Origin of the sequence: Paenibacillus apii (genome assembly GCF_011043685.1) — a bacterium.
In the GTDB taxonomy this organism is placed as follows: Bacteria; Bacillota; Bacilli; order Paenibacillales; family Paenibacillaceae; genus Paenibacillus_AQ; species Paenibacillus_AQ sabinae.
This window is the reverse complement of record NZ_JAAKGU010000016.1, coordinates 1-24,603: the sequence shown is the minus strand read 5'-3', so window position 1 is coordinate 24,603 and position 24,603 is coordinate 1. Positions and strand designations below refer to the sequence as shown.

Sequence of the window (24,603 nt, the reverse complement as noted above, 5' to 3'; positions counted from 1 at the left end):
ATGGAACCATACAGCAGGGATTCATCCCCCAAATAAAGAAAAGCCCTTATCGAAATCTTCGAAAAAAGAGCGCACTTCTTCATGGGTAGTAGTACTCCATCTTCAGTAGATTTGCCCAAAACGTACATAATATACGTCAACAAGCGTGTGTTTATGCGTCTTTCGCCCCACCACCTCACCTTCTTAAGGAATACGGCTTTTCAAGGCGTTTTACGCGCAAACTTGCCACTCGGCATGCGCCTGCCGTCGACAATAATGACGCTTGACATTTCAGCAAACTAAAGACAAGGAGCCTATTTTAATACTGACATTTTATAATAATAACACTACCAACACTCGCTGTCAATAATGTCCTCAGAAATTTTATTCAAATTTATTGGGTCATCTTCTCGGCCTTTAAAATTCGGTACCCTTTATCCTTCCCGATCTCCTTTACCTCTCCAAACAACTCTTCCAGCCTGGCTGCGGCCGACGGCGCCCCTTGCTTTTTTTGAATGACGACCCAGAGTGCTCCGTTTTCATTCAAATGTTCATAGGCTTCTTCAAAAATCCGGTGAACTACCGCTTTTCCGGCGCGAATCGGAGGATTGGTCAAAATAATATCAAAGGTCTGGCCGGCTACCGCTGAGAATATATCGCTCTCCAGGATTTTGACATTTGAAATTCCGTTCAGTTTAGCGTTCTCACGCGCAAGCTCAACCGCCCGGCTGTTGATATCAAGCATCGTCACTATGCCTTTGGGAGCCAAGTGCGCCGCCGCAAGACCGATCGGTCCGTAGCCGCAGCCCACATCAAGCACCGAGGATCCGTCGGGAATTTCCATAGCTTCAATCAACGCCCGGCTTCCGTAATCCACATCTCCTTTGGAGAACACACCGGCATCGCTTGTAAAACGAAACGTTCGGCCCCGGAGTACCGCGCTGAGGGTGCGTCTGTCATGCTGAACCTCCGGCTTCCGCGAGTAATAATGCTGGGACATGCCCATTCCTCCTCTTCCTTTGGATCGCTCCTACCCATCCCGTGGATACAGCAAACCCCTTGAACATGTTCAAGGGGCTGCGATGGATGGAAGGAATCACTTCGCTCCCAAAGTTGTAATGCCGAATTACTTCACTTCTACAGCTGCGCCAGCTGCTTCCAGCTTTTCTTTCGTAGCGTCGGCATCTTCTTTGCTTACTTTTTCTTTGATCGGTTTTGGAGCGTTGTCTACCAGTTCCTTGGCTTCTTTCAGACCCAGGCCAGTGATTTCGCGAACGACTTTGATTACGTTGATCTTGGAAGCGCCAGCGCTTGTCAGGATTACGTCGAATTCTGTTTGCTCAGCTTCAGCTGCTACGGCTGCTCCGCCAGCAACGGCTACAGGAGCTGCTGCAGTTACGCCGAATTCTTCTTCGATTGCTTTAACCAGTTCGTTCAGTTCCAGGACGCTCATGCCCTTGATTTCTTCCAAAATTGTTTCTTTACTCATGATTAAACCTCCATTATATTGAAATTTTTATATTGAAATTCCGGTTTGTGTTACGCGCTTTGCTCTTCTTTGTCCGCAACAGCCTTGACTGCCAGCGCGAAGTTGCGCATCGGTGCTTGAAGAACGCTAAGCAGCATGGACAGCAGTCCTTCGCGGGAAGGAAGCTCAGCCAGTGCTTTAATTTGGGCCTCATTTACCACTTTACCTTCTACAACGCCGCCTTTCAATTTCAAAGCGTCGTTCTTTTTGGCAAAATCGTTCAAAATTTTGGCCGGCGCCACCGCATCATTTTCACTGAAAGCGATAGCTGTAGGGCCTGTCAGAACTTCGTCCAGCTCGGACAGCTCAGCCGCAGCAGTTGCGCGGCGAAGCAGCGTGTTCTTCAGGACTTGGAACTCAACGCCCGCTTCGCGAAGCTGTTTACGCAGCTCGGTCACTTGGGCAACGTTCAATCCGCGGTAGTCTGCAACAACAGTCGTGATGCTGTTTTGCAGTTTGCCGGTAACGACATCAACCGCTTCCTGTTTAGCTTCAATTACTTTAGCATTTGCCAATGATTACACCTCCTGATAATTTATACGGCGTACTTTTAACGGAAAAGCTCCGCCGGATCCTACGCAGGCATTAGAAAAGCCTCCGCAGATTCACGAAGGCTTGATAAAACGGTAAGTACACGGCCGCGCCGCTTCCTTTGTTTCTATCATAACACCTCGGTAGGAAATTAAGCCTTGCGGCACCTACTGTCTACGGTAAGCATATTCAAAGTTTAGTCGAAAACCCATAAATGGTCACAACTGTTATAGATTATCAAAGATTGCCCCGAGAGTCAATCCCTAATTATCTGTAAACGGCTGTGTTCACGCGAGCGCTTGGTCCCATTGTCGAAGAAATGGCGATGCCTTTGAGGTATACCCCTTTGGCTGCAGCCGGTTTCGCACGGTTCAGCGCGTCGATGAGTGCTTTCAGGTTCTCGTTCAGTTGAGCAGCGTCAAAAGACACTTTGCCGATTGGCGCGTGGATTTGACCCGCTTTGTCCAGACGGTACTCGATTTTACCGGCTTTGATTTCTTGAACAGCCTTGGCAACATCGAATGTAACCGTGCCGGCTTTAGGGTTAGGCATAAGGCCTTTACCGCCGAGCAGACGGCCCAGTTTACCGACTTCGCTCATCATGTCAGGTGTAGCTACGCAGACGTCGAACTCGAACCAGCCTTGTTGGATTTTGTTGATCATATCTTGATCGCCAACAAAATCAGCGCCAGCCGCTTCCGCTTCCTTCGCTTTGTCACCTTTCGCAAATACAAGCACGCGTTGGGTTTTGCCTGTGCCGTGAGGCAGGACAACAACGCCACGAACGGCTTGGTCTTGTTTACGAGGGTCAACGCCCAGGCGAACGGCCGCTTCAACGGTTTCGTCGAATTTGGCAGTTGCCGCCTTCTTCACAAGCTCAACGGCTTCCGAAGGCTCGTAAGTTGCTTCGCTGTTGAACAGCTTGGCAGCTTCCAGGTATTTCTTACCATGTTTAGCCATGAAAATGTTCCTCCTTTGTGGTATTAGCGGAATATCCTCCCACATATTGCGGCCTTGAAAGGCCGTATGAACGAAAACCCAATATTAGTCTTCGATCGTGATGCCCATGCTGCGGGCAGTACCTTCAACCATGCGCATAGCCGCTTCTACGGATGCAGCATTCAGGTCGGGCATTTTTTGCTCAGCGATTTCACGCACTGCAGCGCGGTTCAGCTTTGCAACTTTTTTCTTGTTCGGTTCGCCGGAGCCTTTTTCTACTTTCGCAGCGATGCGGAGCAGAACGGCAGCCGGAGGAGTTTTGGTGATGAACGTAAAGGAACGATCTTCGAATACCGAGATTTCAACCGGGATAATGAGACCGGCTTGGTCGGCGGTACGGGCGTTGAATTCCTTACAGAATGCCATGATGTTGACACCTGCTTGACCGAGCGCCGGACCTACCGGAGGCGCAGGGTTCGCTTTCCCTGCAGGAATCTGCAGTTTCACCACTTTAATAACTTTTTTAGCCATGAGTGACACCTCCTTGACGCAGTACTGGACTACGAACGACAAGTCGTCCGTTCACAAGAAACCCTTGTGTTATATTTTCTCCACTTGAGTGAAATCCAACTCCAGCGGGGTTTCCCTTCCAAACATGTTAACATGAACCTTGATCTTGCTCTTGTCAGCCAAAATTTCTTCCACGGAGCCCACAAAATTCGCAAAAGGACCAACCATGATGCGTACGGATTCCTTGATTTCGAAATCAATCTTCGGCTTCGGCTCAACCATGCCCATATGCTTCAGAATTTGTTCAACCTCTTCCGGAAGCAGAGCGGTCGGCTTGGAACCCGAACCTGTCGAACCTACGAATCCGGTAACGCCCGGCGTGTTGCGGACAACATACCAGGAATCATCCGTCTGGATCATTTCCACCAAAACGTATCCGGGGTAAACTTTACGCATGACAGACTTCTTCTTGCCGTCTTTGTTTACCACTTCTTCTTCCATAGGAACAAGAACGCGGAATATTTTGTCTTCCATGCCCATGGACTCAACGCGCTTTTCCAAATTGGCTTTGACCTTGTTCTCATACCCAGAGTAGGTATGAACGACGTACCATCTTTTTTCCATATCAAGCCACCTGGGACCTCTCTAAATAATCGCTTCGATCACAGCGGAAATACCGATGTCCAGAACCCAGAAATAAAGCGCGACTACTATAATTGTACCGAGAACGATCATAGTATAGTTTGTCAGTTCTTTACGACTGGGCCATCGAACCTTTTTGAGTTCAGTCCAGCTCTCAGTGAAAAAGGAAAACAAAGACTTAAAACCGTTCTTCACGCCGACTACACCTCCAACAAACTATCTAGTTTCACGATGAGGAGTTTGCGCGTTGCAAAACTTGCAAAACTTCTTCAACTCCATGCGGTCGGGATGATTACGCTTGTTTTTGGTCGTCGCGTAGTTTCTTTGCTTGCAGCTCGTACAAGCCAAAGTGATAATTACCCGCATGCTGTGCACCTCCCGAAGACGTTCTTCCGATTCGCAGAACCGAAAGACGCAAAAATTGATCCCAAGAGAAAGGGTTCTGCCGCTCCCAAAAGACAGGTATCGTTCCTTCGACGAACATAAACGAAGCTTGCACTTCCTTATATTTCAAGAAAAAACAGCTAACCGTCCTACTTGTGAATGGCATCTCTTTTTTTAAAATATAATCAAAGATTCAGTCAAACAGCCGGCACTTTGTTTATAATTCAAAAAAAGCCGCGAATTTGGGCCTACCTAAAACACTTTATCATAATGTCAAGCCCAATGTCAACGATAATTCCTATGTTACCGATTATAGCCGCTCCGGCGTGAGGGCGTGTCTTTGCCTTGCCATCTTCAACAATCCGCTGGTCCAATATCCAGTATGAAGCAAATCCGCCTTACCTAAACACTCAACCAATCTGTCCAATTAAAAAAAGACTCGTGTCCGAGCCTTTCCGGGTCTTATTATATCACTAATTGTCACGCACTTCCAGATATCTTTCAAGTTTCCGCTTCACCCGCTGAAGGGCATTATCGATTGACTTCACGTGACGCTTCAAATCCTCGGCAATCTCCTGATAGGAACGTCCGTCAAGATAGAGCATTAACACCTTGCGTTCCAAATCGCTGAGAATTTCAGCCATCTTGTCCTCAAGCCCGATGAATTCCTCCTGATTGATAATCAGTTCCTCGGGGTCAAGCACCTGCGATCCGCAGATGACGTCCATCAAAGTACGGTCCGAATCCTCATCGTAAATGGGCTTGTCCAGAGAGACGTAAGAGTTGAGCGGAATATGCTTCTGGCGCGTGGCTGTCTTGATGGCCGTAATGATCTGCCGGGTGATGCACAGCTCGGCAAACGCCTTGAACGAAGACAGTTTATCGCCCTTGAAATCACGAATCGCCTTGTAGAGGCCTATCATGCCTTCCTGCACAATGTCCTCACGATCGGCTCCGATCAGAAAATAGGAACGGGCTTTGGCTCGCACAAAATTGCGGTATTTGTTGATCAGATGTTCCAGCGCGCCACCGTCACCGCTCCGAAAAGCTTCGACAATGTCTTCATCGCTTATGAAATCATACTCGGACAGCATTAATTCCTTGAGGTCGACACTCACCAAGAATCCCCCCGGCTGCAACGCAGGACGCATCGTTACTTCGTGAAATATACGAACAGTATATATTACTTAACCTTACACCGTCAACCAGCGTTTGCCCAAATACCATCATCAATAGCATAAAATTACAATTTCCTATAACTTCGCTTACATATGCTACTGACCTCTTATTGTCTCCGCCAGTTCTCCAGACGGGTACGCACTTCAGGTGGCAGCTTGTCTTCCAGAGTGTGTCTTGATGAACGGCCGTTGCCGGGTTCAATGGTCTTCTTGACTTCCCGCTGCATCTCTTCGACTTCCAGCAGAAGCTCCCTGGCAGAAACGCGCAGCGCCCCCTGGGCAAAAATGACATGCTGCTCGGTAGAATCGCTGGTGGCGACATAAATCTGCCTCCGGCGATGACTGTACTCTCCCACCAGGCGCTCGATGCATTCATCGGCCGTTTCTTTTTCCTTGGTGAAATAGACCTGGACTTTGCCCTGGACAAAAGAGCGCCCGAGACCGGGAACCCGGTAGGCGTCGAATACGGCGATGACGCGCCGACCGGAATAGGCCTGGTAATCGGCAAGCATATTCAGAAGCCGGTCGCGCGCTTCCTGCATATCTGTCTGGGAGAGCGCGGAGAGCGCCGGCCAGCCGCCGATCATGTTATATCCGTCCACCAGCAGCACATCGCGCCAATCCTTCATTGCCGTGAAAGCGAACGACGGCGCCGCACCACCTCGTACATAATGACGCCCGCTGCAACCGAAGCATTAAGCGAGTTAATTCGGCCAAGCATCGGAAGCTTGAGCAGGATATCACATTTTTCGCGGATCAGCCGGCCCATGCCCTTGCTCTCGTTCCCGATGACCACCGCAACAGGGCCGGTAAAAATATCGGAGGCGAACAAATCCTGATCCGTATCGACATCCGTACCGACAACCCAAATCCCAAGCTCCTTCAGCCGGTCGATCGTCTGCCCCAGATTAGTCACCCGCGCAACGGGCACATATTCCACCGCACCGGCGGAAGTCTTCGACACCGTCGCCGTAATTTGAGCGGAACGCCGTTTGGGGACAATAACGCCGTGCACCCCGGTGCAATCGGCGCTGCGGAGGATCGAGCCGAGGTTATGCGGGTCTTCGATCTCGTCCAGCAGCAGCAGGAACGGCGGCTCTCCCTTGGCTTCGGCGGCGGCCAGCAGATCTTCGACTTCCGCGTATGCGTAAGGAGCCGCCTGGGCAACTACCCCCTGGTGCTGCACACCGGGAGCGAGCTGGTCCAGCTTGCGTTTGTCCACGTGCTGGATGATAACGCCCGCTTGACGGGCTTCGGCCACGATGGGAGCCGTCAGCGCTTTTTGCGCGTTCTCCGCGATCCATATTTTATTGAGCGTCCGGCCAGCTCGCAGCGCTTCCAGCACCGAATGCTTACCGGCCAGTATCTCTTCTGTCTTGTCGTGCTCTTCAACCATGTCGTTTCCTCCCGGTTCTATCTTTCCATTTGCTGAATGCCGCTGTGGATCAATTCCTGCATTCTCGCCTGCTGACCCGTGTAATACAAATACCCGATCAGGCATTCGAATGCCGTGGCGTGCCGGTATTCCAGCACATCGGCATTCTTAGGTATGGTGCCGGACTTGGCGTTTCTTCCCTGACGGATAATGTTCTTCTCCTCATCGGTCAGCTCCGGTTCAAGCAAGCCGAGCAGCTTGCTCTGCGCTTTGGCCGACACAAGTCCGGTCGCGGCCCGGTGAAGGTGATTGGGGCGCAGGTTGGGACGCGAAATGACATACTGCCGCACCGCCACCTCGTAAATCGCGTCGCCGATATAGGCCAGCACAACGGGCGAAATCAGCTTGACCGGCTTGGATGGCTCATAGGGAAACCAGCTTTCGCTCATTTACGCTTCCACCGCATTCCCTGCGGCGTATCCTCCAGCACAATTCCCATCCCGTTCAAAATATCGCGAATTTCGTCGGCACGGCTCCAATTCTTCGCTTTCCGCGCTTCCGCGCGCTCCTCAATCAGGCGCTCGATTTCGTCGTCCGCGTCCTCCTCATCCGCTTCGGGAACGAGGCGCAGCACGGAGTTCAATTCTTCAAACGCCTTCAGGAGAGCCGCCAGATCGGCCGGCGCCAGGGCGTTGTCCGAGAGCGCCACATTCGCCGCGCTCACCCACTCGAATACGGCTGTAATCGCGTCCGGCGTGTTAAAGTCGTCCTGCATTTTTTCGTGATATTGCTTCACAATGGCGTCCAGCTTCGCTTTCAATTCTGCGCTTGCTTCATCCGGATTGCCTTCTCCCGCCACACTGATGCGGTGCTTGACGTTCCCTACGGCGCTCGCTATGCGCTCCACGCTTTTCTCCGCGGACTGCAGTGCCTCTTCGCTGAAATTCAGCGGGTTCCGGTAATGCGTCGAGAGCATGAAATAACGGATGGCCTCCGCTTTGTAGCGGCCGAGGAAATCCTTGACTAGCAGGCCGTTGCCGAGGGATTTCGACATCTTTTCGTCACCGATGTTAAGGAAGCCGTTATGCATCCAGTAATTCGACAGCGGCTTGCCGGTCAGCGCCTCGCTCTGCGCGCATTCGCATTCATGATGCGGGAACGTCAAATCCTGTCCGCCCCCGTGAATGTCGATCGTATCGCCCAGAAATTCGCGGGCCATCGCCGAGCACTCGATATGCCAGCCGGGGCGTCCGTCGCCCCACGGGCTGTGCCAGAAAATCTCCCCCGGCTTCGCCGCCTTCCACAGCACGAAGTCTTCGGGATTCTCCTTGCGCGAATCAACCTCGACGCGGATGCCGAAATGCAGCTCCTCCAGGTTCTGGCGGGACAGCTTGCCATAGCTCTCGAACTTGGCCGTACGGTAGAATACATCCCCGCCGCTCTCGTAGGCGTAGCCTTTGTCCACGAGCTCCTTGATAAACTCAATGATCAGATCCATGCTCTGCGTCACGCGCGGATTGCGGGTTGCCGGCCGTACGCCGAGTCCCTCGTTGTCCTTTAAGAAAGCTTCGATGAACATCTCGGCTACTTCGGGCACGGTCGTGCCCATCTCCTCAGCCTTGCGGATCAGCTTGTCGTCCACATCCGTGAAGTTGACCACATAATTGACCTCGTAGCCGATCTGCTCCAGATAGCTGCGAACGATGTCAAACACGATGACTGGCCTCGCGTTTCCAATATGAATGTACCCGTAAACGGTTGGTCCGCACACGTACATCTTAACCTTGCCCGGAACAAGCGGCACAAATTCTTCCTTGCTCCGCGACAGCGTATTGTAAATATAGAGCGCCATTACTGCTCAATCCTTTCTCTTCCGGCCTTAGCCCGGCCTCTGCCAGTTGCCTGGTTTAAATTTCATAATCTCCGAAATACTGCTCGCTTTCAAGCCGGCGCTGTTCCGCTTCCTTCCCGTCTTCTCCGCCGATTTGCTGACGCAGCTCTTCGATCTCTTTTTGCAGAAAACGTAAGGAATCGACGACCGGATCGGGCAGCTTCGTATGATCCAGTCTGTCCCTTACCCGCTCCCCGTTGCGCTTCACAATGCGGCCGGGATTGCCGACGACCGTACTGTTGTCCGGCACTTCACGCAGCACGACCGAGTTCGAGCCGACATTGCAATTATCCCCGATCCGAAACGAGCCAAGCACCTTGGCCCCCGAGCCGATAACCACATTATTGCCAACTGTCGGATGGCGCTTTCCTTTCTCTTTACCGGTACCTCCCAGAGTGACCCCCTGATAGATGATGACATCGTCGCCAATCTCGCAAGTTTCTCCGATTACCACGCCCATCCCATGGTCGATAAACAGCCTTTTGCCAATACGCGCCCCGGGATGAATCTCGATCCCTGTCATAAACCGGCTGAATTGCGAGACCATGCGCGCCACTGTAAACCACTCGCGTCTGTACAAGCGATGGGCAATCCGGTGGGCCCAGATCGCATGCAAACCGGCATAAGTAAAAACAACCTCGAACCGGTTGCGGGCTGCGGGATCATTGTCCAGCACCGCCTGAATGTCCGATTTGATTTGCTCAAGCATCGCGGTTCCCCCTCCATGCTTCCTCGCCTCCTGTCGTCAGGCAGTGCGAGGAAGATAATCCGCCTTTTCTGTATTCTCTCTATTTTTCTAGAAGAATCGCTGCACTGGCTTCCCGTAGAAATATAAGACAAATAGATAAGCGCTCAGCTTACAAGTTCTTATATTTCAACAAAAAACGCCCCTGCAGCATAAAGCTGCAGAGGCGTCTAGGCGCGGTTCCACTCTGCTTGGACAATAACCTTACCCGCGCCTGAATCAGCGGCAGGCTCTTCGTCCCTCTTGGCATCCGTAACGGCGATGTTTCCGGCGCGGCCTAACGGCGCTTAATCAAGCAACCGCTCAACCGCACAGCTCACAGGCGCATCTTCCACGGTGTGCCATGAATAACTCCCAGCCTGAAAAGGTGATCCTCTTCGCGGTTATTCTCTCTGCAAATGGCTGTTATACGCGTACTTCTCCTGATCGCAGCTTTTTCGATATTTTCTTCTATCTTAGCGAAAAGAATCGGGACTGACAAGGGGATATGCCTAAGGCCTAAGCTTTTAGGCTCCTTTAATCTGCGCTTTGAGGCGGTCAATGACCCGGCTGCGTCCCATCAGAGCGATCGTCGCATTGAGGTCGCGGCCATGCGTCTGTCCGGTTACGGCGACACGGATCGGCATAAAGAGCCCCTTGCCCTTGTGTCCCGTTTCCTTCTGTACTGCTTTAATTAATGCCCCAATCGCGGCCGGTGTAAACTCTTCAGCTGCTTCGACTTTCGCCAAAAAGGCGGATAGCACTTCGGGAACCTGGCTTTCCAATAAAATCTGCGCCGCTTCCGCCTCCAGCTCCAGATGGGTGCGGAAGAAGATTTCCGACAGATTCACAATGTCCGAAGCCGCCACCATTTGCTCCTGGTAAAGCGCTACAAGGCTTTCGGCCCAGGCCCGCTGCTCATCGCTGAGCTCCGCCGGCAGTCTTCCGGCCTTCTGCAAATGAGGAATGGCCAAATTCGCAATCCGGACGGGATCGGCCTGCTTGATGTAATGGTTGTTCAGATGCGCCAGCTTGTTCGTATCGAATACGGCCGGGCTCTTGGACAGACGGTCGGCGTTAAAGATGGAGATCAGCTCTTCCCTGCTGAAAATCTCCTCCTCACCTTCCGGCGACCAGCCCAGGAGCGCAATAAAGTTGAACAGCGCTTCCGGCAAGTAGCCCAGATCCTCGTATTGCGAGATGAACTGGATAATGGATTCATTACGCTTGCTGAGCTTCTTGTGGTCATCGCCGACGATCAGGGTCATATGACCGAACAGCGGCGCTTCCCATCCGAGCGCTTCATAAATCATAAGCTGACGGGGCGTGTTGGAGATATGGTCCTCGCCGCGCAGCACATGGGTAATCTTCATCAAGTGGTCGTCGACGGCCACCGCAAAATTATAGGTTGGAATGCCGTCCTTCTTAACAATAACAAAATCGCCCATATCCGTTGTCTGGAAGGAAATCGGGCCTTTGACAATATCATTGAAGCTGTACGTACGGTCTTCCGGAACCCGGAAGCGGATACTGGCGACGCGTCCTTCCCGTTCATAGGCGGCGCGCTGCTCCTCGGTCAGATCGCGGTGCTTTCCGGAATACCTTGGCGTCTCTCCCCGGGCAGTCTGCTCCTCGCGCTCCGCTTCCAGCTCTTCCTCGGTGCAGTAGCAGCGGTAAGCCAGACCGCGGTCGATCAGATCCTGCCAGTACACGCGGTACAGATCAAGCCGTTCCGTCTGACGGTAAGGGCCGTATTCGCCGCCGACATCAATGCTTTCATCCCAATCCATCCCCAGCCATTTCAAATATTTCAGCTGGCTTTCTTCACCGCCGGCAATATTGCGCTTCACATCCGTATCTTCGATCCGGATAATGAATTTGCCGCCCTGGTTCCGGGCGTACAAATAATTAAATAAAGCCGTTCTGGCATTGCCGATATGTAAATGTCCCGTAGGGCTAGGCGCGTAGCGCACCCGGACTTGATCTCCCATTTTCGTTCCTCCGCTCTTTCATTTGGATTGATCTCTCAATCTCGGTCATCTCATGATCATAGCATATTTTGGAGCAGACAGACAATAGATTGGGCGGCGATGCCCTCGCCTCTTCCGGTGAAGCCAAGCTGCTCCGTGGTGGTCGCTTTCACGTTGACCTGTGACGGCTCCGCTTCCAGCGCCCGAGCGATAATTTCCGCCATTTGCGGAATATAAGGCGCCATTTTCGGCTTCTGGGCGATAATGGTGGAATCGACATTGCCCAGCCGGTAGCCGCGCTCCTTGGCCAGCGCCCAGACGTGCTCCAGCAGCTTCAGGCTGTCAGCATCCTTGAAAGCGGGGTCTGTGTCGGGGAAATGCCGTCCGATGTCCCCAAGCCCCAGCGCGCCGAGGATGGCGTCGCTGATCGCATGCAGCAGCACGTCGGCGTCCGAATGGCCCAGCAGCCCCTTTTCGTATGGTATGGTTACGCCTCCGATGATGCATGGCCGTCCTTCGACCAGCTGATGCACGTCAAACCCTTGTCCTACAGCAATCATGCCTGTCCCTCTCTCCTTGTGCCTTACTGTGAATTCCGCATATTCCAGATCATCAGGCGTCGTAATTTTAATGTTGCCGTAGCTTCCTTCCACTACCGCTACTTCGATTCCCGCCCGCTCCGCGAGACTGGAATCGTCGGTGCCTACAAAGCCGTCCTTGTCCGCCGCTTCATAAGCCGCCAGCAGCTCGGACAAACGAAAAGTCTGCGGGGTCTGAATGGCCCACAGACTTCGCCTGTCCGGCGTCGAGAGCACGCTGCCCCGGTTGTCCACCTGCTTGATGGTATCCTTCACCGGAACGGCAAGGACCGCCGCTCCTGTCCGCACCGCTTCTTCGTAGCAGCACTCGATGTCCGCCGGACGCACAAAGGGCCTGACTCCGTCATGGACCATGACCCATTCCGTACTCAGTTGCCCCAGCCCGCGGTATACGGAATGCTGCCGCTCGGTTCCTCCGGCAACAATCGCTTTTACCTTGCTCAGCCCGTATGCTTCAGTCCAATTCCGGCAGCGGTCCAGATCCTCCGCTCCGGCAACGAGCACGATCTCGGAAATCAGACCGTGCCGCTGGAATAATTCCAGCGTATGCACGATAATCGGTTTGCCCTGCAGCATCAAGTACTGCTTGCTCTCCGCCGTTCCCATGCGCGTTCCTCTGCCTGCCGCCACAACGACGACGCCGACACTGTTTGCCATTCTTTTTATGCTCCTGTCCGCTTGTGGGGTTATTTCACTATACCCCCATCATAACGCGTTTGACGGGCATTTCCAAGACTGGCGGCCCAACCTCCGGCCAACAAAAACAAGGCGTTCAAACGGTTCACCGTTCAAACGCCCCGGTATTACTGCGCTTTTTCCAGTAGCTTCGGCTTGGCAAAAATCATTCGTCCCGCCGATGTCTGCAGCACGCTGGTCACCAGCACCTCCATCGTGGTGCCGATGAATTCGCGGCCGCCCTCCACGACGATCATCGTGCCGTCATCCAGATAAGCGACGCCCTGACCGTGCTCCTTGCCGTCCTTGATGACCTGGACGACAATCTCTTCGCCCGGCAGCACAACCGGCTTCACCGCGTTGGCCAAATCGTTGATGTTCAGCACGGATACGCCCTGGAGCTCGCAGACTTTGTTCAAATTGAAATCGTTGGTCACGACTTTGCCGTGCAGCACCTTGGCCAGCTTCACCAGCTTGCTGTCCACTTCCGAGATTTCCTCGAAATCCCCTTCGTAGATCAGCACCTTAACGTCCAGTTCTTTTTGGATTTTGTTGAGGATATCCAGACCCCGGCGTCCGCGGTTCCGCTTAAGCAGATCGGATGAGTCCGCAATATGCTGCAGCTCCTCCAGAACGAATTCTGGGATAACGATCGTTCCCTCAATAAAACCGGTCTTGCAGATATCCGCGATCCGTCCGTCGATAATGACGCTGGTGTCGAGAATTTTATGCTCCTCCGGCGCCGGACCTTCCGGCTCCTCTGCCGGGCCGAACCGCCCGGTTGCCCACAGCGCGCCCAGCTCTCCCTTTTTTTCCAGGCCGATCCGCAGTCCGAGATACCCGAGGCCCGCCGTAACCGGCACCTGAAGCAGGTCGCCCGCCCTTCCAAGCCATGCCATGCAAGGATAGAGCAGCAGCGACAGCAGCAATCCTCCGAGCAGCCCCGCCGTCCCGGCAGCCAATTCATCCATTGGCACCCGCGAACAGTACAGCGCGGTCTCCCGCAGTCTAGCTTCCGCCCAATCTGCGCATAACGCCACCGCAATCAAAAAAATAATGGCACCCAGCACTGCAAACATAAAACTTCCTTCAAGCGGCAGGCTGTTCCCGAGCCGGGCCATGCCTTCCGGAAAATCCCGCTCCGCAGCTTGGTACAGCGAATAGCCGGTCCAGCCACCGCATAATGCGGCAAATAGTAAAATCCACTTTTTCCACATGATTTGCGCACCTCCTTTATTCTCACGCCCTATTCCCCAGTATGTTCCAATTTGCGGAACGGTAATCGTGCCAGGCCTATTTTTTTAGCGGGGAGGGACAAAGAACCGGCTTGCCGGAATTTGCGGCTTTTTTCCCGGTTGAAAAGGAGGTTTTGGGTAGCATATAATGAACTCATTCAAGAAGGAACGGCTGTGCCGTCTTTTGAAGGAGCGGCATCCGTTTCACGCTGATACTTCATGAAACGGGGGGAATGGAAATGAGCGCACCAAGTTTGCAGGCTTTTCAGGACCAGGTCTCGGAGCTGCTGCTTAGACACCGCAGTCTGCTGGACGTGCTGTCCAAGAACGATCAGAGCAGCGCCTCGGTCAACCGCGCCGTCGTCAAAGCGATCACGGAATGCGGCTGCATCGAGCTTCATGCCACCAAGCAGGTATTTGAATCCGGCGTAAGTCTGGAGGAAGCGAAGGAAAAGGCGGGAACCCACGTTAAAGGAGAGCTGTGCGAGAACTGCCGTGAGGTAATCGGTTCCGAACTGGGCCGGGAGCTGTTCTACATGTCGGCCATGTGCAATTTGCTTGGCATCAATATGGACGAGGTTATCGTGAAGGAATCCCAGAAATGCGCAACGCTCGGACTGTTTAATTTGTCGTAAAGACAAGATCATGCTGTTCTTTTATTCACATACAACCCGCCGTAAACATAAAACAAGAGCCGGTCGCCACACCATTTCAAGCGTGGAACCGGCTCTTTTATTCAAACTATCCGTTCTTCGAGTGATAAGCCTCTTCGTCGGAACGATGTCTTCGATTGCGGCGGCGGCGTCTGGCTGCCAGTCTGTCAAAGTTCTGCTTCAAGCCGTACAGGGCATAGAGGGCCAGCAGGCCGAAGATCATTTTGGAAATCTGCTCGGGAAAAACAACGGCAACCGCGACGGCGATAACAATCACAACCGGAGCTCCGACAACCGCTTTTTTCGGCAAGCCGATTTTCTTAAAATTCGGATATTTCACCGTGCTGACCATCAGGTACGACAGCAGCAGCGTTGCGACAACCATAAAAGGAGCGGATACATCCTTGTGGAACAGGGACAGCGTAGCCAGTACGCCACCGGCTGCCGGAATGGGCAGGCCTATAAAGTAACCCGGAATGCCCGGACGGACGTTGAAACGAGCCAGGCGAAGCGCGCCGAACATGGGGAAAATGGCGGTAACCGGCCAGGCCAACGCATTATTCAAATCGTGCAGGCTGGTCACGTACATGATGAGAGCGGGTGCGACACCAAAGGATACGACATCCGACAGCGAGTCCAGCTCTTTGCCGAATTCGCTCTCCGCGCCAAGGGCACGGGCAACGCGTCCGTCCAGTCCATCAGCAAGCATTGCGATAATCACCATAATCGCCGCCATGCCGATTTTACCGTCGAGCGCCATCATGATGCCAAACATTCCGAGCAGCAGATTGCCCAACGTGAATAAACTCGGAATCGACTTTTGTATCATTTCGTCACCTCTATATTTATTCGGTAAAGTCTCAATGTCTCCAACATTACGTGATTGTATGTTATTTACATTTGTCTGTCAATAAGAACTTGCTTTTGCAGCCGCTTCAATCCGTCCTGAATTCCCCGGGCCCGAGCCTCCCCGATTCCATCGACTTCATCCAGTTCCGCTATGCTTGCTGTCATCAGATTGGGCAGCATTTCGAAACGTTCCACCAAGTTATGAATAATGACATTCGGCAGCCGCGGAATTTTATTCAGCAGGCGGTAGCCGCGCGGCGTAACCGACTCCTCTGAAGCCACTGCAGTACCGGAAAAGCCAAGCAGCCGGGCAATATGATTATCGTCCATCAGCTCGTCGTCGCTCGCCCGCTTCAGTCCGGCGATGATTTCGCGGATTTTGTCCTCTTCCTCTTCCTTGGCATAGTCTCTGTACAAAAGCCATGCCTCTTCCTCTGTATTTCCAACCAGTTCTTCCATCTGCATGCTAATCAGGCGCCCTTCGTTGCCCAGCTCGATGATGAAGCGCTTGATTTCTGTCTTGATCCGGAGCACCATCTCCACCCGCTGAATAACGCCGATTACTTCCGGCAGGCTGACTATGCCCTCGTATTCCGAAGCCGACAGGTTGGTCAGCGATTGAGTAAGCACAGCCCTGTACTTCTCCAGCGTCTGAATCGCCTGATTGGCCTTTGTCAGAATAACACCGATGTCTTTGAGCGCGTAGCGGATGGAGCCCTGATAAAGCGTGATGATATTTCGCCGCTGCGAAATGGATACGACCAGCTTTCCGGTCTGCTTCGCGACCCTTTCAGCCGTCCGGTGACGGATGCCGGTCTCGATCGAGGAAATCGATGAGTCGGGAATAAGCTGGGTGTTGGCGTACAGAATCCGTTTCAAATCTTCGCTTAGAATAATCGCGCCGTCCATTTTGGCCAGTTCGTATAAATAGTTCGGCGAGAAATCGCAATTGATGGAAAATCCCCCCTCGACCACCTCCATGACCTCGGGACTGTAGCCTACGACGATCAGCGCGCCCGTCTTGGCCCGGAGCACATTTTCCAACCCTTCCCTAAACGATGTGCCCGGTGCGGCTAGCCTGAGCAGTTCGTTCATATTTTCCAATTGGTGGTCTTTCATTCTTCTGCCCCCTAATCTAACGCGACCGCTAATGCGTCTGCCACAGTATTTACTCCGATAATCTGGATATCCTTCGGATGCTTCCAGCCCTTCAGGCTTTTCTCGGGCAAAATGACCCGCCGGAATCCCAGTTTGGCCGCCTCCCTGACCCGCGTTTCCGCACGCGAGACGCCTCTAACTTCACCTGTCAGTCCGACCTCTCCGAAAAAGACATCGTAAGGCTTTGTCGGGATATCGCGAAAGCTGGAAGCAATACTGATCGCAACCGCCAGATCAATGGCCGGCTCATCCAGCTTGACTCCGCCCGCGACATTCAGATAAGCGTCCTGATTCTGCAAGAACATGCCCATCCGCTTCTCCAGGACGGCAATGATAAGCGCCATCCTTTGGTTGTCAAGCCCTGTCGACATACGCCGCGGAGAAGGAAAATGCGTAGCGGCAACGAGTGCCTGCAGCTCGACCAGTACCGGCCGCGTACCTTCCATGCTGGCGACGACCGTGGAGCCGGCAACGCCGAGGGGCCGCTCGGACAGGAACAGCTCGGACGGATTTTCAACCTCCGACAAGCCGATTTCGCCCATTTCGAATATGCCGATCTCATTCGTCGAACCGAAACGATTCTTGACCGCACGCAGCAGCCGGTATGTGTGATGGCGCTCGCCCTCGAAATAGAGCACACAGTCTACCATATGCTCCAGCATCCGTGGCCCGGCAATTGCGCCTTCCTTCGTCACATGACCGACAAGCACAGTGGCGATGCCGCGGATTTTGGCGATTCTCATGAATCTTGTCGTACATTCACGAACCTGCGATACACTTCCCGGCGCGCTCGTTACTTCAGGAAGAAACACGGTCTGAATGGAGTCGATAACCAGGAACTGAGGCTGGATGGCCTCAATCGCTTCCTCAATCGCCTCCATATTCGTCTCGCACAGCACATACAGCTCCGAGGACAAGGCTCCAAGCCGGTCCGCCCGCAGCCTTGTCTGGCGTACCGATTCCTCTCCCGAGATATACAGCACGCGCAGTCCCTGCGTAGTCAGCGCATGGGAGGTCTGCAGCAGAAGCGTCGATTTGCCAATGCCGGGGTCGCCGCCGACAAGCACGAGGGAGCCGGGCACAATCCCTCCGCCCAGCACCCGGTTAAGCTCACCAATGCCGGTTAGGATGCGGGGTTCCTGATTACTTTCTATATTTATGATGGACTGGGGCTTTTCTTTACTATGAAAAACGGGGGTATTCATTCCCTGGGTTTTGACTACGCTTTCTGTTTCTTCGACCATGCTGTTCCAAGCCTGGCAGCCTGGGCATTTGCCGAGCCACTTCGGAGACTCATATCCGCATTCGGCGCAGTAAAATTTAGTTTTTGTCTTAGCCATAATTTCTCCTTCGGACAGATGAAGCATGCCGCAATTCCTTCAAATCGCGGATATTTTCCTGTCATTCAAAGTTTACCATTTAAGGGCTGTGAACGAAAGAGCAATTGGAAAATGGCCCGCCTCAATTAAAAAGGAGAGCCGCTTCCTCAATCGGAAGCAGGCTCTCCTTCTGGTTACCTATCTATCACTTCAGGCTGTAAATTTATTCTGCGTCCTTCTCCAGCGATACCGGCTCTTTCTTGCGCACGGACAGTTCGCCGTTCTCTTCGTCAATCTTGAGCAAATCGCCTTTGGAAATATTGCCTTTCAGCATCTCTTCGGACAGACGGTCCTCGATATGCTTCTGGATCGCGCGGCGCAGCGGACGTGCGCCGAAGGCCGGATCAAATCCTTCTTTCGCCAGGAAAGCTTTCGCATTGTCCGTCAGTTCGAAATCGACGGCGTATTCACGCAGCCGCTTGCGCAGCTCTTCGGACATCAGCGTAACGATCTCGGCGATGTGTTTCTCTTCCAGCGAGTGGAACACGATGATTTCGTCGATCCGGTTCAGGAACTCCGGACGGAAGCTCTTCTTCAGCTCATCCATGACCTTGCCCTTCATGCTCGAGTACTCGGCGCCAGCATCCTGTACCGCCGTAAATCCGAGCGTGGAGTTGCGTTTGATCGCTTGAGCGCCAACGTTCGAGGTCAGAATAATCAGCGTATTGCGGAAATCGACAACGCGTCCTTTGGAATCGGTCAGACGGCCGTCTTCCAGCACCTGCAGCAGGATGTTGAATACTTCAGGGTGAGCCTTCTCGATTTCATCAAGCAGGACCACGGAGTAAGGTTTGCGGCGTACTTTCTCGGTAAGCTGTCCGCCTTCTTCATAGCCTACATATCCCGGAGGCGCCCCTACAAGGCGGGAAGTGGAGTGTTTCTCCATGTACTCCGACATATCGATACGGATAACGGCATTCTCGTCTCCGAACATTGCTTCGGCAAGCGCACGTGCCAGTTCCGTCTTACCAACCCCAGTCGGGCCGAGGAAGATAAAGGAGCCCATTGGACGCTTCGGATCTTTCAGACCCGCGCGAGCCCGGCGGATGGCCCGGCTGACCGCTTTGACGGCTTCATCCTGGCCGATAACACGATCATGCAGCAGAGCTTCCATATTGAGCAGGCGTTCCGTTTCTTCCTCTTTCAGCTTGTTGACCGGAATGCCGGTCCAACTTGCCACCACTTGAGCGATATCTTCAGGCGTAACCTCGGAATCGGTACGGCCTTGTTTCTCTTTCCATTGATTCTTCGTTGTATCCAGCTCTTCGCGAATCTTTTGCTCCGTATCGCGAAGGGCTGCCGCTTTCTCGAACTCCTGGCTTTGAACGGCGGCGTCTTTTTCCTTGCGGATATCGTCCAGACGCGTTTCCAGCTCTTTCAGATTCGGCGGAATCGTGTAAGAGTTCAGCCTTACTTTCGAGCCGGCTTCATCGATCAGGTCGATCGCTTTGTCCGGCAGGAACCGGTCGGTGATATAGCGGTCGGACAGTTTTACGGCCTGCACAATCGCCTCATCCGTAATTTTTACACGGTGATGGGCTTCGTACCGGTCACGCAATCCGTAAAGAATTTGAACGGCTTCGTCCGGAGTAGGCTGATCCACCGTGATGGGCTGGAAACGACGCTCCAGAGCCGCATCCTTCTCGATGTATTTGCGGTACTCATCCAGCGTTGTCGCGCCGATGCATTGCAGCTCGCCGCGGGCCAGCGCAGGTTTCAGAATGTTGGAGGCGTCAATGGCGCCCTCAGCCCCGCCTGCACCGATCAGCGTATGCAATTCGTCGATGAAGAGCACAATGTTGCCCGCCTGACGAATTTCATCCATGATCTTTTTGAGACGATCTTCAAATTCACCGCGATATTTGGTGCCAGCAACGACCGAGCCCATATCCAGCGTCATTACACGCTTGTCGCGCAGCGTTTCCGGAATCTCGTTATTGATAATCTTCTGTGCCAAGCCTTCGGCGATTGCTGTTTTACCTACCCCTGGCTCACCGATCAGCACCGGATTATTCTTCGTCCGGCGGCTCAGCACCTGAATAACGCGTTCAATCTCTTTGCTGCGCCCGATAACCGGGTCAAGATGTCCGTCTTTGGCATAGGCCGTCAGGTCGCGGGCCAATCCGTCAAGGGTCGGTGTGCTTACATTGGAAGGACCGCCGCTGTGGCTCGAAGTGGACTCACTGCTGCCGAGCAGCTGCAGAACTTGCTGGCGGGCCTTGTTCAGGCTGATGCCAAGGTTGTTCAGGACGCGTGCCGCTACGCCTTCTCCCTCGCGGATAAGTCCGAGCAAGATGTGCTCCGTGCCAACGTAAGTGTGGCCCAGCTTGCGAGCTTCATCCATGGACAGCTCGATAACCTTTTTGGCGCGAGGAGTGTACGCAATGTTTGTCGGCTGCTCCTGTCCTCTGCCGATCAGCGTTTCAACCTCGTCCTGAATTTTTTCAAGACCGAGACCAAGAGCGATCAAGGCTTTGGCGGCGATACCGTCGCCCTCGCGGATAAGTCCGAGCAAAATATGTTCTGTGCCGATATTATTGTGTCCCAGCCGGACGGCTTCTTCCTGTGCCAGCGCCAGCACTTTTTGCGCGCGTTCCGTAAATCTGCCAAACATCATAAGTCTGCACCTCCATAAGTAATAAATATTTATAATTAATGTGTGGTCCCCAACGTTTCCCGGAGCAGCTTTGCCCGGTACATATCACATTCGGTTGAGCTCAGCTTTTCGCCAAAGAGGTTCTGCAAAAATCCAGGCTGCGTCTTGACGTTCAGCTCATTAAGCACCGAGATGGATGGAGCTTTCAGAATTCCTAAATCCAGGCCAAGCCGCACATCCGACAGACGCTGGGAAGCTTCTTTTAGATCCATGACGGCCGCATATGACAAAATACCGTATGACCGCATGATTCGGTCCGTGATCCGCAGTGCGGAATCCGTCAGCAGCCGCTGGCGCGCATTGCGTTCATGCTCGATAATCTGGATAGCCACACTGTGCAAGTTGTCGATAATCTCCGCTTCGGTCTGCCCCAGTGTAATCTGGTTGGAAATCTGAAAGATATTCCCGGCGGCTTCGCTGCCTTCCCCGTAAATGCCTCTTACCGTAAGCCCCACCTGATTGACAGCCGAGAGAATACGATTGATCTGCTGAGTCATGACAAGCGCCGGAAGATGCACCATAACCGAAGCGCGGAGGCCTGTGCCGACATTGGTCGGACAACTGGTCAAATAGCCTCTTTTGTCGTCAAAAGCGTAATCGATCGACGCCTCGAAAATATCATCGATTGCGGTAGCCCGTTCCCAGGCCTCACGGACCTGAAATCCGGGAAACAAACACTGAATCCGAAGATGGTCTTCTTCATTGATCATGATGCTGACCGACTCGTCTTCATTCAGCAGCACCGCCCCGCCTCTGGAGTCATTAACCAGGTTAGGACTGATCAGATGCTTTTCAACCAGCACCTTCTTGTCCAGCTCCTCCAGATCATCAAGCTTTAGCAGATGAAACGTGCCAAATCCCGTCTCCTTGCCCTGATCGATTACCGGAGCGAGCACATTCATGACTTCCTCGGCCTGATTCTGCGTTGCCAGAAGAGGAAAAGGGTGATGCTGTATATTGCGGGCGATGCGCACACGGCTGCTGATTACAATCTCGGAGTGGCTGCCGCCGCTGCGCATCCATTCGCTGAGCGCTTGTTCGGTAAACCGGAGATTTGACATCAGGCATTCCCCCTATATATCTTAAGACTTTACTCTTGTGCAATTTCTTTTTCAAGTTTGCGGATCTGATCCCTGAATTCAGCCGCTTTTTCGAACTCCTCCTGCTCGATGGCCTGCTGCAGCTGCCCCTTCAGTTCATCGATTTGGCGTCTGAACTGAATTTTCGCGCCGGCGCGTTTAGGAACCTTGCCGACATGGGCAGTGCTGCCGTGCACTCTTTTGAAGAGCGGGTCGAGCCCCTTGTCAAAATATTTGTAGCAGGAGCTGCATCCGAAGCGTCCGAGCTTGCTGAACTGCCCGTAGGTCATGCCGCATTCCTCACACCGAACGCTTTGGGCCGTCGAAGCGGCCGCGGTTTTCCCTTTGCCTGCCCCCTCCAGATCCAAGAGCCCGGACAGCAGACTATGAATGGAGAAACCGCCTGACGTACCGGGAATCAGCTCTCCTTTTTCCCTTGCACAGCTCTCGCAAATATGAAATTCCGTCTTCTCTCCATTCACGATCTTGGTGAAATGAAGCGTAGCCGGTCTTACACCGCACTCTTGACAAACCATGTATACGAAACCTTCTTTCTCACACCGGTTTATTTGCTAAGCAATGAGATCAGCATCGCCTTCATCAATTTGGAACGAATCTCGTCCCGATGGGGGAGCTTGATCGCAAGGCATTCTCGCGAAATGGCGGCGCGCATAAGGCAGGCTTCGCGTCGGGTCAAAAAGCCGGCTTCTTCGAGCTGATATATAAGCCCCTCAGCCGTACTCTGGTCGATCCCCGAGCCGATCGTTTGGTTAAGGTGCGTATGCAGCGCCGAATGCTGGGGAAGCTCAATACGCTGAATGCGGATATATCCGCCACCGCCGCGTTTGCTCTCCACCAAGTAGCCTTTCTCAAGGGTAAAGCGGGTGCTGATTACATAATTGATCTGGGAGGGTACACAGGAGAAGTGGTCCGCCAGATCGTTGCGTTGAATTTCGACTGTGCCTTCGGGACTTTCATGCAAAATATTCTTCAGATATTGTTCAATGATATCAGAGATATTACGCATCACTCATCCTCCAGATTCAGAGCTTGCAGATGCAGCCGATGGCACCGTTCCATTACTGGCCTTGACCTCTAAAGGAACTTTAACCAAAGTGCAAAGAGCCGAATCCCGCGTAAAACCGGCTGGCAAGCCTGGATTTAGATTCTGTTCAAGCTCTACTAGTGTGGCCTAATCTGTACACCGCATACTTGAAAAAGAACAAACGGGAACGAATAAGTAATCACCTGCTGCATGCTCTGTTGACTTTGACTTTCTTTGACTTATACCTTATTATAGCATATTTTTTCAGAAAGCCAAGTCTTTGATCAGAAAAAATCAAACAATGCTGTTTGAGCCCTCGGAATCCGTTCCTCCAACCAGGATACTGAACATATATTACCCGTAAGCAGTCCGGCTTGATACATGTCCATCGGTCTTTTGTATCCAAGCAGCATGGTGGTTAACGTTCCGATGCCACAGGCTGCCGTTTCTTCTCCTCCGGGCTCACTTTGGAGTGCCTGAAGTGACGGCTTTCCTTGGCCATCTACGCTGAGAGTCCAGAATCCGTTATTCCACGGCGCAAGGCTGTCCACGACCGAAAGAGTTATGCTTCCTAAGCTGCTGGTGGCGACGAATGACAATTGTTCAACAAATGCCTTAACGTTCACAATGCGGGCCATAAAATAAGGATGATTTTCTTGCGTAATCCGCGGATCTGGCAGCAGGAATGGCAGATCGTCGTCAGCCGGCACCATTTTTAAATGTGCTTGAGTCACCATCGAATCATGATTGGCAAAATAGTTCCACAGCCCGCTGCGGGCGCGCCCGTTGGCATACACGAATTCATCGATGACCAATTCCCGGTTCTGGATTTTATAAAGCGCATAGCCTTCCGCTTCGCCCTCCTGCGAATAATAAACGGCACTATGACCGTCATCATCCAGCACGGATTTCTCCCACCATTCCTTGTCTCTTACTAGAGTTCCGTTATATTTGGAAGCAAACTTTCGGTACAGATCATCCAGGACATCTAGTTTCCCCTCATCCCGCTTAACCCGTCCTTCCACTTGAACCTTCTCCGGAAATTTACCGGAAGGAATCGTATATTTCTTGTACTCACAGTACACTTCCCAACCAAACTTACGGTAAAAAGGAACATAGAACGGGTGCAGACAGGACAGCATCTGACCGGCTTCATTCATCTTAATCAGCGCATGGGCCAAAAGCTTGGCCACCAGACCCTGTCTTCGATTCTCCGGCCATGTCGCCACTCCGGCGATGCCCCCCATAAGCAGCGGACGGCCTTGTATGTAGGATTGAAACGGCAGCAGCGTAAATTTGGCGGCGAGACCGCTATCGTCAAAAATCCCCCAAACACGCTCGGGCTTAAATCTCTCCAGCGCCTTCGCCCGGGCTTCGGCCGAAAGCTTGTATTGAAACGCATACTCGGAAAGACTCAGACTTGCGTCAAACTCTTCCGGGCGGAGCTGACGGATTTCCATACACTCACCTCAATATCAATAGGTTATCATGAGTTTGTCAGACGCCAGGGTCTTTGTCAAATCGGAAATGAAGCGATGCCTCATTTAACTGCATTGAAAAAGCCGTTCCCTTATCGTTAAAGATAAATCGGAACAGCTTTCTTCGTGGCGCACCTATAGAAAAA

At 52.8% G+C, this 24,603-nt stretch carries 26 protein-coding genes, 1 pseudogene and 1 other annotated feature; of the genes and pseudogenes, 1 reads left to right on the top strand and 26 read right to left on the bottom strand.

The features are described from left to right. Positions 1 to 373: 373 nt before the first annotated feature. The 18 genes and pseudogenes from G5B47_RS23690 to G5B47_RS23610 all read right to left on the bottom strand — a co-directional run bounded on the left by G5B47_RS23690 (position 374) and on the right by G5B47_RS23610 (position 14,142). Positions 374 to 979: a class I SAM-dependent methyltransferase gene (locus G5B47_RS23690; RefSeq protein ID WP_165103749.1), complete on the bottom strand. Its 606-nt coding sequence runs from the start codon at positions 977 to 979 to the stop codon at positions 374 to 376. A gap of 126 nt (positions 980 to 1,105) precedes the next feature. After that, a complete protein-coding gene (gene rplL, locus G5B47_RS23685) occupies positions 1,106 to 1,468 on the bottom strand; it encodes a 50S ribosomal protein L7/L12 (RefSeq protein WP_165103746.1) in 363 nt (120 codons plus the stop codon). 50 nt (positions 1,469 to 1,518) lie between these two features. Then, a complete protein-coding gene (gene rplJ / locus G5B47_RS23680) occupies positions 1,519 to 2,022 on the bottom strand; it encodes a 50S ribosomal protein L10 (RefSeq protein ID WP_165103744.1) in 504 nt (167 codons plus the stop codon). A 63-nt stretch (positions 2,023 to 2,085) separates the two neighbouring features. Further along, positions 2,086 to 2,236 (bottom strand) — a sequence feature (ribosomal protein L10 leader region). Positions 2,237 to 2,305: 69 nt separating this feature from the next. Continuing rightward, positions 2,306 to 2,998, bottom strand: a complete 693-nt coding sequence (rplA, locus tag G5B47_RS23675; RefSeq protein ID WP_025336687.1) for a 50S ribosomal protein L1 — start codon at positions 2,996 to 2,998, stop codon at positions 2,306 to 2,308. 84 nt (positions 2,999 to 3,082) lie between these two features. After that, on the bottom strand, positions 3,083 to 3,508 hold the full coding sequence (gene rplK / locus G5B47_RS23670; protein WP_025336688.1) for a 50S ribosomal protein L11: 426 nt from the start codon (positions 3,506 to 3,508) through the stop codon (positions 3,083 to 3,085). Positions 3,509 to 3,577: 69 nt separating this feature from the next. Beyond that, positions 3,578 to 4,111, bottom strand: a complete 534-nt coding sequence (gene nusG, locus G5B47_RS23665) for a transcription termination/antitermination protein NusG (RefSeq protein WP_165103741.1) — start codon at positions 4,109 to 4,111, stop codon at positions 3,578 to 3,580. Between the two features lie 21 nt (positions 4,112 to 4,132). Then, a complete protein-coding gene (gene secE / locus G5B47_RS23660; RefSeq protein ID WP_025336690.1) occupies positions 4,133 to 4,324 on the bottom strand; it encodes a preprotein translocase subunit SecE in 192 nt (63 codons plus the stop codon). A 21-nt stretch (positions 4,325 to 4,345) separates the two neighbouring features. Continuing rightward, complete coding sequence (rpmG, locus tag G5B47_RS23655) at positions 4,346 to 4,495, bottom strand: 50S ribosomal protein L33 (protein ID WP_081755001.1); 150 nt, start codon at positions 4,493 to 4,495, stop codon at positions 4,346 to 4,348. Positions 4,496 to 4,986: 491 nt separating this feature from the next. Next, on the bottom strand, positions 4,987 to 5,631 hold the full coding sequence (sigH, locus tag G5B47_RS23650) for an RNA polymerase sporulation sigma factor SigH (RefSeq protein WP_025336691.1): 645 nt from the start codon (positions 5,629 to 5,631) through the stop codon (positions 4,987 to 4,989). Between the two features lie 167 nt (positions 5,632 to 5,798). Further along, a complete protein-coding gene (locus G5B47_RS23645; RefSeq protein WP_165103739.1) occupies positions 5,799 to 6,320 on the bottom strand; it encodes an NYN domain-containing protein in 522 nt (173 codons plus the stop codon). Further along, positions 6,317 to 7,087, bottom strand: a complete 771-nt coding sequence (gene rlmB, locus G5B47_RS23640; protein WP_165103736.1) for a 23S rRNA (guanosine(2251)-2'-O)-methyltransferase RlmB — start codon at positions 7,085 to 7,087, stop codon at positions 6,317 to 6,319. Before rlmB ends, G5B47_RS23645 begins: the two co-directional genes overlap by 4 nt. Before the next feature lie 17 nt (positions 7,088 to 7,104). After that, positions 7,105 to 7,515 carry a Mini-ribonuclease 3 gene (locus G5B47_RS23635; protein ID WP_165103733.1) on the bottom strand — a complete coding sequence of 137 codons (411 nt, stop codon included), beginning with the start codon at positions 7,513 to 7,515 and terminating at the stop codon, positions 7,105 to 7,107. Next, entirely contained in the window at positions 7,512 to 8,918 is a 1,407-nt protein-coding gene (gene cysS / locus G5B47_RS23630) for a cysteine--tRNA ligase (protein WP_165103730.1), read from the bottom strand. The genes G5B47_RS23635 and cysS overlap by 4 nt, the downstream gene beginning before the upstream one ends. 55 nt (positions 8,919 to 8,973) lie before the next feature. Next, positions 8,974 to 9,666 (bottom strand): serine O-acetyltransferase, encoded by a 693-nt coding sequence (gene cysE, locus G5B47_RS23625; RefSeq protein ID WP_165103727.1) that lies wholly within the window; start codon positions 9,664 to 9,666, stop codon positions 8,974 to 8,976. 542 nt (positions 9,667 to 10,208) lie between these two features. Next, positions 10,209 to 11,672, bottom strand: coding sequence for a glutamate--tRNA ligase (gene gltX / locus G5B47_RS23620; protein ID WP_165103725.1), 1,464 nt, complete (start codon positions 11,670 to 11,672; stop codon positions 10,209 to 10,211). 56 nt (positions 11,673 to 11,728) lie between these two features. Then, positions 11,729 to 12,211, bottom strand: coding sequence for a 2-C-methyl-D-erythritol 2,4-cyclodiphosphate synthase (gene ispF / locus G5B47_RS25785; protein WP_226991843.1), 483 nt, complete (start codon positions 12,209 to 12,211; stop codon positions 11,729 to 11,731). 33 nt (positions 12,212 to 12,244) lie between these two features. After that, positions 12,245 to 12,907 (bottom strand): annotated as a pseudogene (gene ispD, locus G5B47_RS25780) (2-C-methyl-D-erythritol 4-phosphate cytidylyltransferase); the annotation flags it as partial. Positions 12,908 to 13,053: 146 nt separating this feature from the next. Next, positions 13,054 to 14,142 carry a PIN/TRAM domain-containing protein gene (locus G5B47_RS23610; RefSeq protein WP_025336698.1) on the bottom strand — a complete coding sequence of 363 codons (1,089 nt, stop codon included), beginning with the start codon at positions 14,140 to 14,142 and terminating at the stop codon, positions 13,054 to 13,056. Positions 14,143 to 14,399: 257 nt separating this feature from the next. Between G5B47_RS23610 and G5B47_RS23605 the strand changes: the two genes are divergently transcribed. Next, the gene (locus G5B47_RS23605; protein ID WP_025336699.1) at positions 14,400 to 14,795 is read left to right on the top strand and encodes a nucleoside triphosphate pyrophosphohydrolase family protein; all 396 of its coding nucleotides are present in this window, start codon (positions 14,400 to 14,402) and stop codon (positions 14,793 to 14,795) included. Positions 14,796 to 14,901: 106 nt separating this feature from the next. On the opposite strand, the gene pssA is transcribed toward G5B47_RS23605, so the two are convergent. The 8 genes from pssA to G5B47_RS23565 form a co-directional block, all read right to left on the bottom strand. After that, entirely contained in the window at positions 14,902 to 15,642 is a 741-nt protein-coding gene (gene pssA / locus G5B47_RS23600; protein WP_165103719.1) for a CDP-diacylglycerol--serine O-phosphatidyltransferase, read from the bottom strand. Positions 15,643 to 15,707: 65 nt separating this feature from the next. Continuing rightward, a complete protein-coding gene (disA, locus tag G5B47_RS23595) occupies positions 15,708 to 16,781 on the bottom strand; it encodes a DNA integrity scanning diadenylate cyclase DisA (protein ID WP_025336701.1) in 1,074 nt (357 codons plus the stop codon). 11 nt (positions 16,782 to 16,792) lie between these two features. Further along, positions 16,793 to 18,160 carry a DNA repair protein RadA gene (radA, locus tag G5B47_RS23590; RefSeq protein WP_025336702.1) on the bottom strand — a complete coding sequence of 456 codons (1,368 nt, stop codon included), beginning with the start codon at positions 18,158 to 18,160 and terminating at the stop codon, positions 16,793 to 16,795. A 202-nt stretch (positions 18,161 to 18,362) separates the two neighbouring features. After that, positions 18,363 to 20,816, bottom strand: a complete 2,454-nt coding sequence (gene clpC / locus G5B47_RS23585) for an ATP-dependent protease ATP-binding subunit ClpC (RefSeq protein WP_165103716.1) — start codon at positions 20,814 to 20,816, stop codon at positions 18,363 to 18,365. 35 nt (positions 20,817 to 20,851) lie between these two features. Next, positions 20,852 to 21,916, bottom strand: a complete 1,065-nt coding sequence (locus G5B47_RS23580) for a protein arginine kinase (RefSeq protein ID WP_165103714.1) — start codon at positions 21,914 to 21,916, stop codon at positions 20,852 to 20,854. Positions 21,917 to 21,945: 29 nt separating this feature from the next. Further along, positions 21,946 to 22,470 (bottom strand): UvrB/UvrC motif-containing protein, encoded by a 525-nt coding sequence (locus tag G5B47_RS23575; RefSeq protein ID WP_165103711.1) that lies wholly within the window; start codon positions 22,468 to 22,470, stop codon positions 21,946 to 21,948. A 29-nt stretch (positions 22,471 to 22,499) separates the two neighbouring features. Next, entirely contained in the window at positions 22,500 to 22,961 is a 462-nt protein-coding gene (locus tag G5B47_RS23570; protein ID WP_025336706.1) for a CtsR family transcriptional regulator, read from the bottom strand. A 302-nt stretch (positions 22,962 to 23,263) separates the two neighbouring features. Next, positions 23,264 to 24,439: a GNAT family N-acetyltransferase gene (locus G5B47_RS23565; RefSeq protein ID WP_165103708.1), complete on the bottom strand. Its 1,176-nt coding sequence runs from the start codon at positions 24,437 to 24,439 to the stop codon at positions 23,264 to 23,266. Positions 24,440 to 24,603: the final 164 nt, after the last annotated feature.